General features: G+C 60.0%; 13 protein-coding genes. 4 read left to right on the top strand and 9 right to left on the bottom strand.

All coding sequences use genetic code 11. The features are described from left to right. Positions 1-180: 180 nt before the first annotated feature. Positions 181-3,138 (bottom strand): autotransporter outer membrane beta-barrel domain-containing protein, encoded by a 2,958-nt coding sequence (locus AC3Y64_RS27915; RefSeq protein ID WP_489985930.1) that lies wholly within the window; start codon positions 3,136-3,138, stop codon positions 181-183. 229 nt (positions 3,139-3,367) lie between these two features. On the opposite strand from AC3Y64_RS27915, the gene AC3Y64_RS27910 reads away from it, so the two are divergent. Together AC3Y64_RS27910 and AC3Y64_RS27905 are read left to right on the top strand one after the other, a co-directional pair. Continuing rightward, a complete protein-coding gene (locus tag AC3Y64_RS27910) occupies positions 3,368-4,720 on the top strand; it encodes a HipA domain-containing protein (RefSeq protein WP_489985929.1) in 1,353 nt (450 codons plus the stop codon). After that, entirely contained in the window at positions 4,717-4,995 is a 279-nt protein-coding gene (locus AC3Y64_RS27905; protein WP_489985928.1) for a helix-turn-helix domain-containing protein, read from the top strand. Before AC3Y64_RS27910 ends, AC3Y64_RS27905 begins: the two co-directional genes overlap by 4 nt. A gap of 32 nt (positions 4,996-5,027) precedes the next feature. On the opposite strand, the gene AC3Y64_RS27900 is transcribed toward AC3Y64_RS27905, so the two are convergent. Further along, positions 5,028-5,864: an amino acid ABC transporter permease gene (locus AC3Y64_RS27900; RefSeq protein ID WP_122592922.1), complete on the bottom strand. Its 837-nt coding sequence runs from the start codon at positions 5,862-5,864 to the stop codon at positions 5,028-5,030. Then, the gene (locus AC3Y64_RS27895; RefSeq protein WP_489985927.1) at positions 5,861-6,682 is read right to left on the bottom strand and encodes an ABC transporter substrate-binding protein; all 822 of its coding nucleotides are present in this window, start codon (positions 6,680-6,682) and stop codon (positions 5,861-5,863) included. Before AC3Y64_RS27895 ends, AC3Y64_RS27900 begins: the two co-directional genes overlap by 4 nt. A gap of 111 nt (positions 6,683-6,793) precedes the next feature. On the opposite strand from AC3Y64_RS27895, the gene AC3Y64_RS27890 reads away from it, so the two are divergent. Further along, on the top strand, positions 6,794-7,693 hold the full coding sequence (locus tag AC3Y64_RS27890; protein ID WP_489985926.1) for a homocysteine S-methyltransferase family protein: 900 nt from the start codon (positions 6,794-6,796) through the stop codon (positions 7,691-7,693). A gap of 66 nt (positions 7,694-7,759) precedes the next feature. On the opposite strand, the gene AC3Y64_RS27885 is transcribed toward AC3Y64_RS27890, so the two are convergent. The 3 genes from AC3Y64_RS27885 to AC3Y64_RS27875 are packed head-to-tail and all read right to left on the bottom strand — an operon-like array spanning position 7,760 to position 9,524. Then, a complete protein-coding gene (locus AC3Y64_RS27885; RefSeq protein WP_489985925.1) occupies positions 7,760-8,431 on the bottom strand; it encodes a GNAT family N-acetyltransferase in 672 nt (223 codons plus the stop codon). A 12-nt stretch (positions 8,432-8,443) separates the two neighbouring features. Next, positions 8,444-8,890, bottom strand: a complete 447-nt coding sequence (locus AC3Y64_RS27880; RefSeq protein ID WP_489985924.1) for a GNAT family N-acetyltransferase — start codon at positions 8,888-8,890, stop codon at positions 8,444-8,446. 10 nt (positions 8,891-8,900) lie between these two features. Further along, complete coding sequence (locus AC3Y64_RS27875; RefSeq protein WP_489985923.1) at positions 8,901-9,524, bottom strand: FMN-binding negative transcriptional regulator; 624 nt, start codon at positions 9,522-9,524, stop codon at positions 8,901-8,903. Between the two features lie 92 nt (positions 9,525-9,616). On the opposite strand from AC3Y64_RS27875, the gene pdxR reads away from it, so the two are divergent. Further along, a complete protein-coding gene (gene pdxR, locus AC3Y64_RS27870; RefSeq protein ID WP_489985922.1) occupies positions 9,617-11,170 on the top strand; it encodes a MocR-like pyridoxine biosynthesis transcription factor PdxR in 1,554 nt (517 codons plus the stop codon). On the opposite strand, the gene AC3Y64_RS27865 is transcribed toward pdxR, so the two are convergent. From AC3Y64_RS27865 to AC3Y64_RS27855, 3 genes are all read right to left on the bottom strand, one after another. Continuing rightward, positions 11,171-15,706, bottom strand: coding sequence for a dermonecrotic toxin domain-containing protein (locus AC3Y64_RS27865; RefSeq protein ID WP_489985921.1), 4,536 nt, complete (start codon positions 15,704-15,706; stop codon positions 11,171-11,173). A gap of 135 nt (positions 15,707-15,841) precedes the next feature. Next, entirely contained in the window at positions 15,842-16,942 is a 1,101-nt protein-coding gene (locus AC3Y64_RS27860) for a polyamine ABC transporter substrate-binding protein (RefSeq protein WP_489985920.1), read from the bottom strand. Next, positions 16,939-17,964 (bottom strand): histone deacetylase family protein, encoded by a 1,026-nt coding sequence (locus tag AC3Y64_RS27855; RefSeq protein WP_489985919.1) that lies wholly within the window; start codon positions 17,962-17,964, stop codon positions 16,939-16,941. Before AC3Y64_RS27855 ends, AC3Y64_RS27860 begins: the two co-directional genes overlap by 4 nt. Between the last annotated feature and the right edge of the window lie 201 nt (positions 17,965-18,165).

Here is an 18,165-nt window from a genome sequence, read left to right as displayed (position 1 = left end):
AAGAAGCCCTGACTCTATTGATGCGCGGAAAAAACCGATGTCGGCTGCTTCCCGCACTGTTGCAGGCGATGTCGGATCGTACGGTAGAAATCTCGCCTCAGACGCGCAAGGGAGTCTTTTGGTCGTCGCAAGCGGCGTGATTTCCTACAACTAACCCGGAATCGACCGGCTGTTCAATCCTCAAAAACTCATCTGCCACTGCCCGATCAACCCGTGATTGCGGCTATTGCTGCCGATCTCGCCGCTGTACCCGAGCCCCAGCGTATGCCGTGCGGAAATGCCCACGTCCAGTCCAGCCTCGAGCACCAGACTGTCACGATCCAGCGAGCTGCCATCGACACTGAACGCCGTGCCACCCACTACAAACGCCTGTCGCGTCGAACTGCTGACGTCGCCATAGGTGTGTTTCCACCCGGCGGCCATGCGCGGGGTCAGGCTCATGCCGTTGTCGAGGCTGCTCAGGTGAGCGAGGCGCAGGCCGAAGGTGCTGCTGAAGTTGTCCTGAGTCTGGCTGTCGACTTGCAGGGCGGCGGCGCCTCCCTTTTCCTTATAGCTGTCGCGGTGGTAGCGCTGGTAACCGAGGCTGGCAAACGGCTCGGCGCTGAGGCGGCCGCTGCCCATGGCGTAACCGAGTTCGGCGAAGGCTTGCTGGCTGTCGGCGTCGTAGTCGCCTTTGGGCCGGTCGCTGAAACCATTGAAGGCGATGGTGCGTTTGCTTTCGCCCTGATGACCGCTATACGCCGCGCCGAGGCGCAGAGAGATCGGGCCATTCTGATGCAGTGCGTAGACGCCGGCGTGCCAGCTCTCGACATTGCCATCGACGCCGGTCGCGTCCAGATCGGTTTTCGAATAGCCGCCGAGCACGCCCAGACGCCATGCTGAACCCAGCGACCAGTCAGCGCCGAGCACGCTGCCTTTGGTGCGTTGTTCGAGACCGCTGCTGCCGTGTTCGCCATCCAGCTTGCCGTAGCCGCCGATGCCTTGCAGCCAGAGGCGACCGCGAGCATTCGGGTCGTTCAGGTTGCGCGCTTGCGAGGGCACGCCATTGGCTGCCAGCACCGGGGTCTCGCGTTGATCGAGGCCGACCATCAGGCCCGGGCTGCCGCCCATTTGTTGCATGGCCGAAAGCATGCTGCTGCCGACCTGGCTGCTGGCGCCGAGGGTGGCGCTGGTCAGGTTGGCGTTGCTGGCGCCGGCCAGTTGCTCGATCGCTGCGCCGGCGCTGCTTTGCGTGGTGTTGAGCAACGCGTTGTACAGCGCGTTGTTCTTGCCCATGGCGGCGAGGCTGTTGGCGGCGTTGCTGCCGTTGCCGGTAACCGCGAATTGATTGAAGGCGACGTCGTTGCGGGTATACGTGAGATCGACCTGGGTCGGCGTGTAGGCAAGCGTCGGCGTGAGAAACGCGTAATCGCTGGTGACCTTGCCGAACGTGCCGTTGACCTGCGCGGCCTGCAACACGGTGTATTGGCTCTGCCACGGATAAGTACCGGCGCCGGGATTCACCGCGAGGGTCGCGCCGTTCAGATTGGCGATGCCGCCGACCTGCAGCGGCGCGCTGCTGCCATCGGCATTGACGCCGTAGGCGAGGGTGGATGCGCTGCTCATGTTCAGGTCGTGAACGATACTCGCGCGGCCAAGGCCGGTGTCTGTGCGCAAGGTGCCGTTGACGTTGAGGCTGCCCACCGAACCGCCACCGGCATACACCCCGCCCGCGTCGACGGTCAGGCTGCCGGCGATGCCACCCTGGTTGATCAGTGTCGCGCCGTTGCGCACCGCGCCGCCGTCGCTGAAATCGCCGCTGCCGGTCAGCGTCCATGCGCCTTGTTTGACTTCCAGCCATTCGAAGTTGCGACTGGCGCCGAAGCTGCCGCCGGCCACATCGTCCATGACCACACGATCGTAACCGTTGCCGCCATCGACCATGCCAACGAAGCGGCTGCCATGGCGCAGGGTCAGGCTGTCGTTGCCGCCGCCCAGGTCCAGCGCCAGACCGTTGCTGCCGCTGATGGTACCGCCGTTGATCACGCTGTCAGCGAACTCGCCGACGAGTTTCACGCCGAAACCGTTGAGGCCTTGAATGGTGCCGAAGTTCTCCAGGGTGGTCGCCGCCAGTCCCGAGCCGCCGCTGCCATCGTCGACCAGAATCGCGCTGTCGGCGCCGCTGATCAGTGCGCCATTGGCGTTGAGAATATAACCACCGCCGAGGGCGATGCCTTCACTGCCGTTGGCAAAACCACCCTTGTCCACGCCACCGGCGCCGACGCCTTGAATGGTGCCGTAGTTTTCGATGTGGGCGATTTTGTCGATGTCCACGCCATCGCCGTCACCGTTCGCTTGCAAGCCGGAATAGGCGCCGGTGATGGTGCCGTGGTTGATCACCGTGCCGTCGCCATCAGAGCCGAAACCCGAACCGTTGCGCCCGGTGATTTGCCCGTAGTTGACCAGTTTCGCGCCGAGGTCGGTGGTGATGCCGTGGCGGCCGCCGGAAATCGTCCCGTAGTTGGTCACGCTGACGCCAGTGGCCGAGTCGATATCGATGCCGTCGAATTTTTCGTCGGCGTTGTGCGAGTCGCCAGTGGAGATCTCGCCGTAGTTGGTAATGCTCGCGTTGGCCCCGGTCTTCATACCGTCGCTGGCGTCGCCGCGAATCAGCCCGCCCGTGCGGTTGATGATCGTGGTTTTCACCCCGTCGCTGCGCAGGGCATCCAGATCCAGCCCTTGGCCGGTGGTCGAGCGAATGATGCCGCTGTTGTCGATCAGCAGAGTGCCGCTGACGAAATTGCTGTCGATGCGCAGCGCATCGTTGGAGCCAAGAATCTGCCCGCCACTGCGGTTGTAGATCTTGTAGTTGCGTGCCTGGGTCAGGTCGCCACTGCTGTCGATGGCCCGGCCACCGCTGGAAATGATTTTCCCGGCGTTGTCGATCACCACACCGGCGCCGCTGGTGCTGTCTTTCAGGCTCACTGTCTTGCCGCTGTTGGTAATGCTGCCCGGCGCCGAAATCGTCAACGTGTCACTGCCGCCAAGGGTTTGCGAGGCGGTGGTGGCGGTGTCGATCTGCACGGTTTTGCCATGGGCGGCGGTTGCCGAGATCAGCAAAGCAATGGTGAGGGACAGACGCTGGGGCGAGAAGGGCATGAGTGGACGGCCTTTTTGTTATAAGCGGGCCGTCCTGTATAGCGGGGGGTTTTTACAGAATGATGTCGGAAGATGAATTGCATTATTTTGCATTCAGAGGATCCCAAATGCAGGCTTATCTGCATTTTGTTGCATATTGCACCACTCCATCCTTAGCAGAAATGCACTATATTGCATCTATGGGTAGTAAAGTCCCTGTTTAAATGCATTTAAATGCAGGTCTTAAGACATGTACAACCTGACATTACAGATATTCACTGCTGGAAAATGGCACGACGCGATGATTCTGCGGTTCGACAATCCTGAGCAAGGGTTCGCAAGTCGCTGCAGTTTCGGTTACGAGACGTCCTACCTAGTCGAAAATATTGAAGACACAGGTTCTCCGTTTTCCAAGGCCGTCAGTGCATTGTATCCATTGGATTGGGAAGGGCGACGCTCCAGTACGCCCGCATTTATCTATGACATTGCTCCCGCAGGCGCGGCCAAAAGATTTCTGCTTGCGCGTCTGGGGCAGGAGAAACCGGCGCACATCGGTGCTGATCTGTATTTGCTCGGCCGGAGCAGTCCAGCTCCCATTGGCAATATGCGTATAAAAGAGTCTGCCGAGGCGGTCGATGAGCGTGAGCCAATCGGATTCAAGCGTGAGGATGTCGTTCACCGCGACAGTCGTTTTCTGGAGTATGCCTATGAGCAAGGCGCGGCGATTGGTGGCGCGACAGGGGCAGGCGGTGAGGCACCAAAGCTGTTGTTGGCTGAAAACAAGGCCGGTCTTTTGTACCCCGATGCGGTATTGGCCGATGAAGAGGTCAGGCAACATTGGTTTATAAAATTCGCCAGAAACAAAGGAAGTCTGGTTGATCAAGATATCCTGCGCAGCGAGTTCCATTACTACAAGGCGCTGCAAAAACTCGGCATTGAAACAATCGCGGTAGAAGGTTTGGCACTTGAAGAAGCGAGTAAACCGAGCTTGTGGATGCAGCGCTTTGACCGACAAGTAGCGAACGGTGAAGTGAATCGTTTTGCAGTCGAGTCGATTTACTCGCTGGCTGAAGTAACGGCGCCGGGAAGTGCGATGGACCATATGGATGTCATCCGCATGCTCGCCGGGCTCTGGCGAAAAGCAGGACAGGCCAGTCAGATTCCCGAACTTGTGAGGGATTACTTACGTCGTGATCTGATCAACAAGATCCTCGGTAATTCGGATAACCATGGTCGGAACATCGCGATCATTCGCCAGGAAAGCTCGTTTCGTCTGGCACCGATCTATGACCTGGCCCCGATGGTCATGGATGACGAGGGTGTCACCCGTACAACCAAATGGCCAAAAGATCTGGAAAGGGCGGGAGAAGTCGATTGGCGGGGCGTGTGCCGCACATTGGCTGATATCGCCGATCCGAAAGACCCTTTGGCAGGCTTGGCTGACGCATCAGATCCATTCGAACGCATGCGTGAAGATGCCCAGCATCTGGCAGCGCTGCCCGACATATTGACGGCGAGTGGCTTGCCAGACAGAACAATGAACCACCCAGGCATTCATCTGAAAAATCTGGAGCAACGCTTGAAAGAGTGGGATCTGCAATGAGCATGACGGTAGCCGAGCGCACGGTGCTCATCGAGAACATTCAAGAGGCACTGGCCCAAGGGACACTGGAGATCGGTGAAGCCGTACGCCGCCTACGCGTGGAGGTGACCGGTTTGCACCAGACGCAGTTTGCGAAGATGTGCAAAATCTCGGTGCGCACACTGGTGCATATCGAACATGGCGAAGGCAATCAGACGCTCAAATCGTTGAATGCGGTGTTTCGTCCGTTTGGACTGAAAATGGGCGTGGTGCGGGTCCGTCGAGAGGTCACTTAAAACCCAATGTCTCGTTTAACGTACCGATGACCCTAGCTACGCCGCACATAAGCCTTGCCGTAATGCCGCTCCATCCGCGCCTGAATCAACTCCAGCCCGATCGACATCAGCCAGTAAATGATCGCAGCCGTCGTCAGCATTTCGATGTAGCGATAGCTCGATCGCCCATATGACTGCGCGAGAAACATCACTTCCCAGACACCCATCACCGAAATCAGTGACGAGTCCTTGAGCATCGAGATGAATTGGTTGGTCGTCGGCGGGATGATCGTGCGCATGGCTTGCGGCAGGGTGATGCGCCAGAAAATCACGGTCTCGCGCATGCCCAATGCCAGCGATGCTTCGCGTTGGCCATAGTCGACCCCGAGAATGCCGGCGCGAAAAATCTCGCTAAGATAGGCGCCGTAGTTCAACGACAAGGCGATGATGCCTGCGACGATGGCACCCGGCACGATGCCCAGTTGCGGTAAGCCCAGGTAGATCAGCAGGATCTGGATAAGCAGTGGCGTACCGCGAAAAAACGAGGTGTAAAAACTGGCGATGCCGAACGCCACGGCGCTTTTCGACAGGCGAGCCAATGCCGTGATGAAGCCCAGCAGCGACGAGGCGACAATCGAGCACACACAGAGAAAAAGTGTCAGCGCCGCACCTTGCAGAAAACCGTTGGGCGCCAGGTGCAGGCCGACCAGATTGGGCAGTTTGTCGAGGATGATCGAGAACTTCAGGTCGAAGCTCAGAAAGAACCCGGCGAACAGACAGAACAGTGCTGCCCAGGTCAGGTACAGCCGCGTACGAAAACCGAACATCCGTTGCAGGCGTGATTCAGCCACTGGTTGCGGTGGCTGTGGAGGTGTCGGGAAAGAAGTCATTGGCTGATATCGGCGCCGATCCATTTTTGCGACAGCTTGCTGAGGGTGCCGTCCTGCTTCAGTTGCGCAAATACTTCACGCACCTTGGCGTCCCATTGCGCGTCACCCTTTTCGATGGCCACCGAGTTCGGTTCTGAATACAACGGCTCGCCGGCAAGCTTGAAGCGTTTGTCCTGATTCAGGCGTGGCTGCGCGGTGACGAGGTTGGTGAGGATTGCATCCAGGCGCACACCGGCTCCCAGACCTAAATCCTGAAAGGCGACGTTGTCGGTATCGTACGGCGCGATCTGCACATCTTCGAACGGGTAGTGCAACTGCGTGTCTTCAGCGCCTTCGATCACTAGGTTCTTGTTCAGATAACTTTCGTAACTGGAGGCGCTGGTGAGGCCGACTTTCTTGCCGCTCAGGTCCTTGGCGTCGTGGATCCGGTCATCCTTGGCGTTGACCACGATCACGGCTGGCGAGGCGTAATACTCCACCGGGAAATCGAACACTTCGGCGCGCGCCTTGCTCGGCGTCATCGAGCAGATGCAGATGTCGTAGCGACCGCTCCAGCGACCGGCAGCGATGACATCCCAGGACGGCGTTTCGAGGCGCAATCTGACGCCGAGTTTGTCGGCCACGGCTTTGGCGACATCGACGTCGAAGCCGTCGAGCTGGTTCTGATCGTTGAGAAACGAAAACGGTGGATAGCTTTCCATCAGCACGCCGACCAGTTCCTTTTTCTGCTCGACGCGATCCAGCGTCGCGCCGCCGAAGGCTTGGGTGGAGGCAGCCAGAATCGTCAGGCCCAAGGCCAGTAGCGGTTGCAGTTTCACAGTCGTTTCCTGAAAAAAATAGGTTGTGATTAACCGATTGGTGCGTATTAAATAGTTATAAGAACGACTCTGATAGTGAGTTATTTTCATAAGCATATGAGTGAAACGCATATGGGCACAGCAAACACGGTAATTCTTGATGGCGGCATGGGCCGTGAGTTGCAACGTGCCGGGGCGCCTTTTCGCCAGCCTGAATGGTCGGCACTGGCGCTGAGCGAAGCGCCGCAAGCGGTTGAGGCGGTGCACGCCGCGTACATCAACAGTGGTGCAAACGTAATCACCAGCAACAGTTACGCGGTCGTACCTTTTCACATCGGCGAGGAACGCTTCGCCGCTGAAGGGCAGGCGTTGGCGGCGTTGGCCGGCGAGCTGGCGCGGCGCGCGGTGCAGGCTTCGGGGAAATCAGTGCGTGTCGCCGGGTCATTGCCGCCGCTGTTTGGCTCGTACCGTCCGGATCTGTTCGAGGCCGCACGGGTCACCGAGTTGCTGACACCTCTGGTCACCGGTCTGGCGCCCCACGTCGATCTGTGGCTGGCGGAAACCCAGAGTTCGACCATCGAAGCGCGAGCCATCCACGCCGGTTTGCCGAAGGATGGCAAACCGTTCTGGTTGTCGTTCACCTTGAAGGACGAAGACACCGATGAAGTGCCGCGTTTGCGTTCCGGTGAGCCAGTCGCCGAAGCGGCTGCCGTTGCGGCTGAGTTGGGCGTCGAGACCTTGCTGTTCAATTGCAGTCAGCCGGAAGTGATCGGTGCGGCGATTGACGCTGCACGTGAAACCTTCGAGCGTCTGGGGACGAAGATTCATATTGGCGCTTACGCCAATGCGTTTCCGCCTCAGCCAAAAGAGGCTACCGCCAATGATGGCCTCGATCCTTTGCGCGAGGATCTTGATCCACCGGGTTACTTGCACTGGGCGATTGATTGGCGGCAGCGCGGCGCCAGCCATTTGGGTGGTTGCTGCGGGATCGGGCCGGAACACATTGCGGTGCTGGCGCAGAAGCTGGGGTGAAAAACAGAGCAAAAGATCGTCCGAACGCAGCCCGAGCCTTCGGACTGTCTTTTGCTTTTCAGATAATCAGGAACGGCACTCAACCAACCCTTTCACCTGCCCGTCGGGCGTCTGATTCTCATCGGACAACCATTGCTCGAACCCGGCACCAATCGCTGGCCATTCCGAGTCCAGAATCGAGTACCACGCGGTATCACGATTTTGCCCTTTGACCACCATGTGCTGGCGGAACACGCCTTCAAAGCTGAAGCCCAGACGTTCGGCAGCGTATTTGGAGCGGGCGTTGCCGTTGTTGCATTTCCATTCGAGGCGGCGATAGCCGAGGTCGAAGGAATGCTTGGCCAGCAGGTACACCGCTTCAGTGCTTCTCGGCGAGCGTTGCATCGGCGCGCCGAAGGTGACGTGGCCGATTTCGATGCGGCCCTGGGCCGGGACGATAGACATCAGGCTGAGGATGCCTTGCACCTGATTGGTCGCGCGATCGATGACGCTGAAGAAATACGGGTCGCTGGCGGCCGCGTGGTTGCTCAGCCAAGCGTCGAAAACGTTGCGTTCCGGGAACGGACCGTAGGGCAAATAATCCCAGAGTTTCGGGTCGGCGCCGGGGCCTTCGAGGGCGGCAAACAGCTGGTCGCCGTGACGCGCCGGATCGAGACGTTCCAGGCGAATGAAGCGGCCTTCGATCAGGGTAGCGGTAGGGGCGGGGACGCCTTTCCAGTCAGCGAGTGAAGCGGTCATGTACGCGTCTCCTTAAATGGCTTTGCGAAACTGGATGAAGCCCGGGCGTTCGGCGATGCGCTCGTAGAGCTGGATCGCGGTGGCGTTGGTTTCGTGGGTCAGCCAGTGCACTTTGCAGCAACCGTCAGCCTTGGCCGTGGCGTAAACGTGTTCGATCAGCAGGCGGCCGACGCCGGTGCCGCGAGTCTCTGGAGCGACCAGCAAATCTTGCAGGTAGCAGGAGTTTTCGATGCTCCAGTTCGAGCGGTGATAGATGTAATGCACCATGCCCACCGCTTTACCGTCGGCCCACGCCAGTGCGGCGTGAGTCGGTTCGCTCGGGTCGAGAAAACGCTGCCAGGTGCTGTCGGTCACGGCGTCCGGCAGTTCGGTGTTGTAGAACCGCAGGTAGGCCTGCCACAGCGGCAGCCACGCGGCGCGGTCGTCGGGGCTGACCTGGCGAATGTCGATCTGACTCATGGTGATTTCCTTAGCGCATCAATTGGGCGAGGGTCTGGTCGTTGATCTCGGGGCTGGCCGCCAAGCCCTCGCGCACGCCGGCAATGTCTTCGGCGCTGCGGTTCTGGCTGAGTTTGCGCTTGCCTTCGAGACGGTCGATGGGAATGGCGAATCCGACGATGGCTTTGAGCATGCCGTCGATGTAATCGGCGGGTGCGTCGGCGACTGCCCACGGCTGGGGGCGCCCGGTTTCATGACGGTCAGTGAGGGTGCTGACGATGTCGAGCAGGCGCCCGCCATCGCTGAAGGTTTCGGCGTGGCCATAGGCGTGCACGGCGATGTAGTTCCAGGTCGGCACGACTTTGCCGTGTTCGGCTTTGCTCGGGTAAAAGCCTGGACTGACGTAGGCGTCGGCGCCGGCAAAAATCAGCATGGCTTCGGCGCCGTCGCGCAGGTCTTTCCACTGTGGATTGGCCCGGGCCAGGTGTCCGTACAGCGTGCCGTATTCGCCTTGTTCACAATGCAGCAGCACTGGCACATGGCTGGCTTGCAGACCGTTTTCGCCGTGGGTCACAAGAATGGCGAGGCGGGTGGCGAGGATCAGTTCGTGCAGTTGGGACAGTTCTTCGATGGCAAAGGCGCGGGGCGTGTACATGGACAGATTTTCCTTGGCGAATGCCTGCATCGTAGGCAGGCTATTGGACTGTTGTAAGAGCCATTGATGACCAATTTCATAGGTCCATTGTCATGCCTGATTCATCGCCGCTGTCCATGCCATTCAACCCTGCCGGGATCGAACTTGATCGCCGCCAGGGCTTGAGCCGTCAGCTTTATCAGGCGTTGCGCCTGCGCGTGCTCGACGGGCGTCTGGCCAGTGGCACGCGTTTGCCGGCCAGCCGCGACCTGGCTACGGCGCTGGGCATTTCCCGCAACAGCGTAGTGCGCGCCTACGATCAGTTGTATGCCGAAGGGTTTATCGAAGGCAAAGTCGGCGATGGCACCTATGTCGCGCAATTGGCTCAGGCGCTGACACCGAAGAAAAAATTATCCACAAAAGTATCCACAGGCTTGTCAACAGGCTTACCCACAGCCTTATCCACAAATTGGCTGGATTTACCTGTGATTCCATCCAGTAAAGTTATCCACAGCGGTACTTTCGAGCGGATCAAAAACAATCATTTGGCCACGCCACCGAGTGGTCCGCCGCGCGCTTTTCGGGTGGGCGTTCCGGCGTTTGATCTGTTTCCTTTTGAGGTTTGGGCCAAGCTGAATGCGGCTTTCTGGCGCAAACCGGATCTTCAGCAATTGTGCTACGGCGATCCGGCGGGCGATGCCCGATTGCGCGGCATGATCGCGGCGTATTTGCGCAGTTCGCGTGGCATGCAGTGCTCCGCTGAACAAATTGTGATCACCAGTGGCGCACAGCAGGGCATCAGCCTTTGTGCACAGCTGCTGGTGGCGCCGGGTGACGGGGTGGCAATCGAGAATCCGGGGTATCGCGCGGCCGGTCATGCGTTTGCCGTGGCCGGTGCGCGGTTGCACGGGGTCGCGGTCGACAGCGAAGGGATCGATTGCGCCGAAATGGCCGCGCTCAGCGATTGTCGAGTGGCGTACGTCACGCCGTCTCATCAATACCCCACCGGGGTGGTGATGAGCCTGGCCCGGCGTCTGGAATTGCTCGCCTGGGCCGAGCGCACCCAAGGCTGGATCGTCGAAGACGATTACGACGGCGAGTACCGCTACAGCGGCGCACCCTTGGCGCCATTGGCGGCGCTCGATCGGCAGGGGCGGGTGCTGTACGTCGGCACCTTCGGCAAGATTGCCTTCCCGGCGTTGCGCCTTGGCTACCTGGTGTTGCCGCCGGGGTTGGTCGATGCCTTTGCGCAACGGCGTGCCGTCGACGTCCGGCATTCCGAAGTCAGTACGCAAGCGGTGATGGCGGAGTTCATGGCGGCTGGGCATTTTCAGCGGCATATCCGCCGTATGCGTCGCGCGGCACTCAGTCGGCGCAATACCTTGATGGAGGGTTGGCCTGCGGGATTGCCCGGCGTCGGTAGCTTGCCCGCCGTCTCCGCCGGTCTGCACCTGACGGTGAAAGTGGACAGCGTGGCCCGCGAGCAGCAATTGATTGAACAGGCGCACAGCGTGGACGTGGAAATCAACGCGCTGAGCAGTTACTGGCTGCCGGACTCCACCACATCTATGGATCAGCGTGCCGGCCTGGTGCTGGGCTTTGCGGCAGTGCCCGAGGCGGCGATCCACGCCGCGCTCGGGAAGCTGAAAAAAGCCTGGTGCTGTTGATCAGCGGGGAGACTTGGGTTCCAGGGTCAGAAATAGCTGGCGCAGGGCCGGATCAGTGATTTTGCGCAGGACGCCGTCAATCGGTTCGAAAGCAGTGAGCGCCTGTTTCTGCGGCGCGGTGAGCGTTGTCAGATAGTCATCGGCGACTTTCAAATGCGCCGCGGTCGGCTCGTCAGTCGGGCTCGTGGCGCGCTCGTAATGAAAGTGAGCCACCCACATCGGCGTGTCCTTATTGAATTTGTCGAAGATCCGGTACTCCTGAAAGTAGTCGCCCAAACCTTTGGTCTGTATGCGTCCACGCTCATCGCGGCGGATATCGATGCGCGCGTTTTCACTCAACCACTTGAAGGCGCTTTGCGTTGGCTTGCGCAATTTGTACAGCGCCGTGCGAGTGCTCAAACCCTGATTGCGGGTTTTTACGGCGGCGGCGCGCAGCTCTTGGCTCAGTTTGGACACGGGCGGTACATCGCCTTTGGCGTCCTTGATGCGCTGCAGGGCCTGATCGACGTTGTCGGCACATTGCCCAAGTTTGAGGGCTTGTTGGTCGAACACGTCCTGCATTTCACTGGCCAGTCGCCGCGGGCGCAGCGCGTCCTTGCGCGTGCGTTCAATGAAATCGTCGGCATCGATGTTCAGGTCCAGCGCTTCATTGATGATTTCCAGATCCTTGAGCCGAGGCGCCGGCGGTGCGGGGGAGGGAATTACCGGCGTGAACGGGGTCAGCGGCAGCTCTCTGGCAGCGGCCGGCTCGGCACTCGTGGCGTCGCGCGGCCGACTTTTGCGCACCTTCACCGTGGCGCGGCTGGAACCTGAGAGGTTGCGTTCGCGACTGGTTCCCTGCCGGGCATTGTCTGCTTGGACTTCTGCCAACAGCTCCAGGGTGCGCGCCTCGGTCAGTTGAATGAATTCGCCGATCAGGTCCTGCAAGTGGGTCATCGGCTCCTCTTCCAGCTGTTCGGAATAGGTTTGCCCCAGCTCGCGCAGGCGCTGATTGGCATCGGCGAAGGTGTCCAGCAGATTGCTCAAGCCTTCAATGTGCGCCGGCGTCAGGCTTTGCGGCCCGCTGACGTGGATCATTTCCAGCGCCCCCCGCGCGGCGATGGCTGCCCGTATGCCCACCCGGCCGAGACGATCATGCAACTGGCTCAACAAGGGTTCGGCGACATTTTGCAGACACAGCTCGGCGGACAGCCCGATTTCGTTAGCCTTGAGCTCCAGCACGGTGAACGTTGGCAGGCGCGCGCGAATGTCGAGGAGCTTTTGCACGCCCACTTTGCCGGTGGCCTGCAGGTCATTCAGGGTGGTGTTCGCCAGGGTCAGCTTGTCGGCCATGTCCCGCGACAGGTCGCAGGCCTCCTGGATGTTCGAGACAAAAACCTCTCGCGACAGCTGGGTCTCATGTTCGTTGAGAATCAGGGTGATCGCTGCGGCGTATTGCGATTGCTTGATGATCAGCCACTGCGCCACATTCAATGCTTGCGTGGTGGTCATGCGCAGCAAATCCTCGCGGTAGTTTTCCTTGCCGCCCAAGGTGCGCCATTCGCGCAACTGCTCCAGCGCCTGCCGGTACTCCTTGATCGAAACCGCCAGCTCATCCGCGTAGACGTTCGACTCCTTGGCAAAGTCTTGCTGGGGCAGTTCGTTCAGGGCGATTTGGCGCGTGCGCAGTTGCGCCTGTCTGGTCGTCTCCTGACTTTTGAAATAGCGCAGGGCATCGTCGAGTCGATTGAAGCGCAGCTCCTTGGGATCCAGCGCAATCTTGCTCAAGGCATTGCCACCGCCGCCGCGCAGACGCAGGCGCAAGTCGACGAACCATTGACCTTTCTGGTTATGCGTCAGCATCGGACCGGTCTTGGTGATGTCGTCGGCGGCAACGATTCGTACATCGCCCTGATAGGTTTCAAGGACACGAAACCAGCGTTCACCGACCTTGGCGTAACTCTTTTCGTTGGCGTGATAGAGATAGGGAGGCTGAACCCCGACCTGGGTCACGTCTTTGTCCTGCAGATCAAGCGCAGGCACTTTGAAGGTGTCCAGATACATGCCCAGTGCGCTCGGCGTTCGGCGTGGCAGCACACCGACGGAGTCCAGCGAAGACAGGTGTTCGCTGGACAATGCAGAGGTCACTGCCCCGGTATCGAAGGTGGTGATGACTTCGCGATGGACTGCTGGTTTTTTGGGCAGCGATCGCTTCAGCGGTGGCTTGGCCGACAGGGTGCGGTTGCGCTGGACCGCGCGATGACTGAGGAGGATGCCAAGGGTCAGCAGGATATCCGACGCGGCCGTCCATTCGCTGAAGCTGTCTTTGCGTTCACGGGCATCGAGCGCCTGCTGAAGCTGATCGATGGTCTGCCAGACCCACACCGCGGCGCCCACTGAGCCACTGAGAAAGTTTGATGCGACGGCCAGCAATGCCTCGCCGCTGTCCTTGAGCAACGTCCAGCGCCGCTCGGCATTGGACTGTGACTCCCGGTCGGCCAGTTCGGCCATGGCCTGCGCGTTGTAGCTGAACAGAGCGGCCAGAAGATCATCGCTGATAGCGTCCTGCTCAATGACCACTTCGCCGAGGTTTTCTGCGCGCAGCGTCGGGTTGACCAGTTGCTCGGCGACCAGCCACGGCGACGGAATCCCCACCGGGAAAACGTATTGGGCGTACTCGAAACTCAGGGTTTTGTCGGGCAGCCAGGCGAGCACCGAGTCACGCAGTTCGCCGGGTTGATGCATCGCGTACAGCAGGTTTTGCGGCGAAGGAAATTGCATCAAGGCCTGATCCATCATCGGTCGGTACAGCACGCAGACCCCGTCGGGCGCCTGACGTGAGTGGATGATGAACATATTGCTGACGGTGTCGCTGCTGCTGATCACTCGGTGCTGCGGCGTCAGGGTGAGCGGGCAGATGACCATGGCCTGCCGCTTGGCGGCATCCTGGCTGAGCAGGTCGCAGACATAGCGGTAGCCACGTTCATCGACACCGCCCGAGTGGCGGACCTTGCACTCCAGTGCGAGCAGCGGCAGCAGCCAGCGCAACTGTTCGCCGTAGAAGATTTTCTGCCGCTGGGCCTGCACGGCATCATCGATCAGTTGTTTTTTGATCAGCGCGGGATACGCCTGACCAATGTCGACCTCGGCGGCGATGCGGCTGAGAAACGCCGGGGTCAGCCAGGCCGGGACCTTGGTATCGGTGACGAACGAAATCGTCGCCTGATAGGGCACCGCGTTCTCCAAGGCGAATTCGGCCAGGTTAACGACCCGATGATCGAGCGGGTTGGGCAGGGTGAAGTTGCCGGCGGTAAAGCTGTTAGTGATGTTGATGCGCAGCTGATCCAGAGGCAGATCCGCTGCGGCAACGGCGCTGCTGTCGGCGATGATGGCGGCGCTCATCTGGCGCTGGGCGTAGACGTTGATGGCCGGGATGGCGTTGCGGGTCTTGTGGCGTTCGGGGTCGCGATAGAGCTTGCCCAGTCCGGTGATGTAACGGCTGTAGTCCTGCAGCTCCGCGCCCGAGGCTTGGCGCAGCCATTGCGGAACGGCGGCTTCCAGTTGTTGGGTGGCGTCGGTGGTATCGATTTCGTCCGGCGGCGGTTCATCGCTCCATTGGGGCGCCTGCAATGATCGCATCGCACCGATCACATCCAGTTGCGAGTTCACCAGCGCGCAGGCCATGTGATCAAAAATATTGCCCTCGGGCTGATACAGCCGCCAGGTCATGTCGCGCCCGACCAGCAGTTCTTCCAGGCTGGCCGGCAGCGAGTCACCGAGTTGCTGCAGCGAGCTGAATGACTCGAAACCCCGTTCGATGGTGTACATCACCAGCAGCTCGCGTTTCTCGACCTTGGCCTGGAGAACCAGCGCGCCACCGAGCACGAGATGCGTGGCGACTTCATTTTCCACGGTGTCGATATCGATCAGGCCGGCGTGGATATCCGTCAGATGACTGGTCGAGTTCTCGCGGTCGGTTTTATCCGGGTAGGTGAAGACTTCACGGGCCATCGCGCATTCGTCGTCATCCAGACCTTGCATGGCGGTGATGTTCACAGCTTTCTGCAAGGCGCTGGACAGCTCCTGCCAGCGCGGCAATGTCTGGCCCTGTTCATTCCAGAACTGCAGCTGGTATTTCTGCATTTCGATGAACAGGCGCGCCGCGCCGTCATTGAGCATTTCGGCGATCCGCTCGATATCAACGGCCAGATGCACGGGCTCGATGGCGTCCGGCTCCAGGGTCAGGAAGTGTTCGCCGGGAAAATAATCGGCGATACCGCCCTCCAGACTCTGTCGCAGCAGGACGACCGTCAAGGATTCGTAGGTGATCGGTCCTGCCTGTACGTCATCCTCGGCGACCTGCCATTGCGGCGTGCCGACAAAGGCTTTGTCCGGGTCGATGTGCAGCTGCGGATAATGTTTTTCGAGCGCTTGCTGCAGCAACAGCGCGGCCACGCCGTTGAGGGTCGGGCCATGGCTGGTCTGACTGACCAGATCGCTTTTTTCCACCAGCGCAGTCGAGACCGGAGGGGCATTCGAAGACGGTTTGATGCTCATGATAGATACCTCGGTGTGAAGGAGAAGAAGTCGCCACACCGACGTTATCGAGACGCGCACCGCGCTTGGCGGTAACTATTTATGCCATGAAAAAAGGCCCGTACGCGTACGGGCCTTTGGCTGACAGACGAGGCTTCAGGTGCCGGACTTGATCTTGGTCCAGGCGCGGGTGCGCGCCCGTTCGGCATCACGGGGCAGCGGTTGCAGGGTGTAGAGCGTGCCCATTGCCGCATCGGTCGGATATAGATTGGGGTTGTTGCGGATCGCCGGATCGACCAGTTCGGTAGCGTCCTTGTTCGGGTTCGGGTAACCGACAAAATCGCTGACCGGAGCGATCACTTGCGGTTGCAGCAGGTAGTTGATGAAGGTGTAGGCGTCCTCGGTGTTTTTCGCGCCCTTCGGAATCGCCAGCATGTCGAACCAGATCGGCGCGCCTTCTTTTGGCAGACGCATGTCGACCACCACGCCGTTCTTGGCTTCTTTCGCCCGGTTGGCGGCTTGCGAGAAACTGCCGGAATAACCGACCGCCACGCAAATGTCGCCGTTGGCGATGTCGGCCATGTACTTGGACGAATGGAAGTAGGTCACGTAGGGGCGGATCTTCATCAACAGCGCTTCAGCCTTGGCGTAATCCGCCGGGTTCTTGCTGTTCGGATCGAGACCGAGGTGCTGCAGGGCCAGCGGCAGAATCTCCGATGGTGAGTCGAGCAGGGCGACGCCGCACTGCTTGAGCTTGCTGATATTTTCTTCCTTGAAGATCAGATCCCAACTATCGACCGGCGCATTGTCGCCCAGCGCCGCTTTGACTTTGGCCGGGTTGAAGCCGACCAGGATGGTGCCGTACATGTAGGGCACGGCGAACTTGTTACCGGGGTCGTTGGCTTCGATCAGCTTCATCAGTTTCGGATCGAGGTGATTCCAGTTCGGCAGCTTGCTGCGATCCAGCGGCTGGAATACCCCGGCCTCGATCTGCTTGGCGAGGAACACGTTGGACGGCACCACCACGTCGTAACCCGAGTTGCCGGTGAGCAGCTTGGCCTCCAGCGCTTCGTTGGTGTCGAAGATGTCGTAGACCAGTTTGGTCTGGGTGTTCTGCGCCTTGAAGTCTTCGAGGGCCTTGGGCGTGATGTAGTCGAACCAGTTGTAGACGCGCAGGGTGCGTTCTTGCGCGTGGGCGGCGGTGCTCAGCAGTGCAGCGCACAAGGCTGGCGCGATGACGTGCGTGAGGGTTTTCATTGCTCGAAACCTTCCAGCACGTTCACCGCGTTGATGCCGATTTCTTCCACGGCGTAACCCCCTTCCATGACGAACAGGGTCGGCTTGCCGAGGGCGGCAATACGCTTGCCCATCGCCAGGTAATCCGGGCTGTCGAGCTTGAATTGCGAGATCGGATCGTCCTTGAAGGTGTCGACACCGAGCGACACGACAATGATGTCGGCGCCATAGCGGTCGATCTCGTCGCAGGCCTGATCCAGCGCCGCGCTCCACACGTCCCAACCGGAACCGGCCGGCAGCGGGTAGTTGAAGTTGAAACCTTCACCGGCACCTTCGCCGTGCTCATCGTCGTAGCCGAGGAAGAACGGGAATTCCGCTTCCGGGTGGCCGTGGATCGAAGTGAACAGCACATCACTGCGCTCGTAGAAAATCGACTGCGTGCCGTTGCCGTGGTGATAGTCGACGTCGAGGATCGCGACCTTCTTGTGACCCTGATCGAGGAAGGCTTGCGCGGCAATGGCAGCGTTGTTGAGGTAGCAATAGCCGCCCATCAAGTCGCTGGCGGCGTGGTGTCCCGGTGGACGGCACAGGGCGAAGGCGCTGCGGGCGCCGCGCTGGATTTCCGCCTGGGCGGTGAGGGCCACTTGCGCTGCGCTGTACGCCGCTTGCCAGGTGCCGGCGGTGATCGGTGCGCCGCCGTCGAAGCTGTAATAGCCGAGCTGACCATGCAGGCTGGTCGGTTTGATTGCGCGCAAGGTGCGCGCCGGCCAGGTGTAGGGCAGCAGATCGCCGTCGGTGTTGAACTCAGTCCAGCGCGCCCATGCGCCTTTGAAGAAGTCGAGATAATCGCGGCTGTGGATGCGGGCGATGGGCTCCAGGCCGAAATCTTTCGGCTCCTCGACCGCGCCGAGGTTCTGGTTCTTCACGCGTTGCAAGACGTGGTCGGCGCGCGACGGCATCTCGAAGCACGGCTTGAGCTGGCCATCGATAAGTTCGCAACGGCCATGGTGCAGGTGGTGATCGTCTGAGTAGATCGTCAGCATTTGTTGTTCTCCGCAGGGCTGATTCGGTTGCCCCCAGTGTTGCGGCGCGCAGCAAATTGGAAAACGGCAGGAGAGGCCAAAAGGGGATCGATATGGCCAAAACCTCTGACCGCAAATCGCCCCTTGCTGGCGCAGGTCTTGGCGTGGAATACAAATCCTGTGGGAGCTGGCTTGCCAGCGATAGCGGAGTATCAGAAGACA

The organism is Pseudomonas sp. 4CAES_32.4 (assembly GCF_058136335.1).
This window is presented reverse-complemented; position numbering and strand designations above follow the sequence as displayed.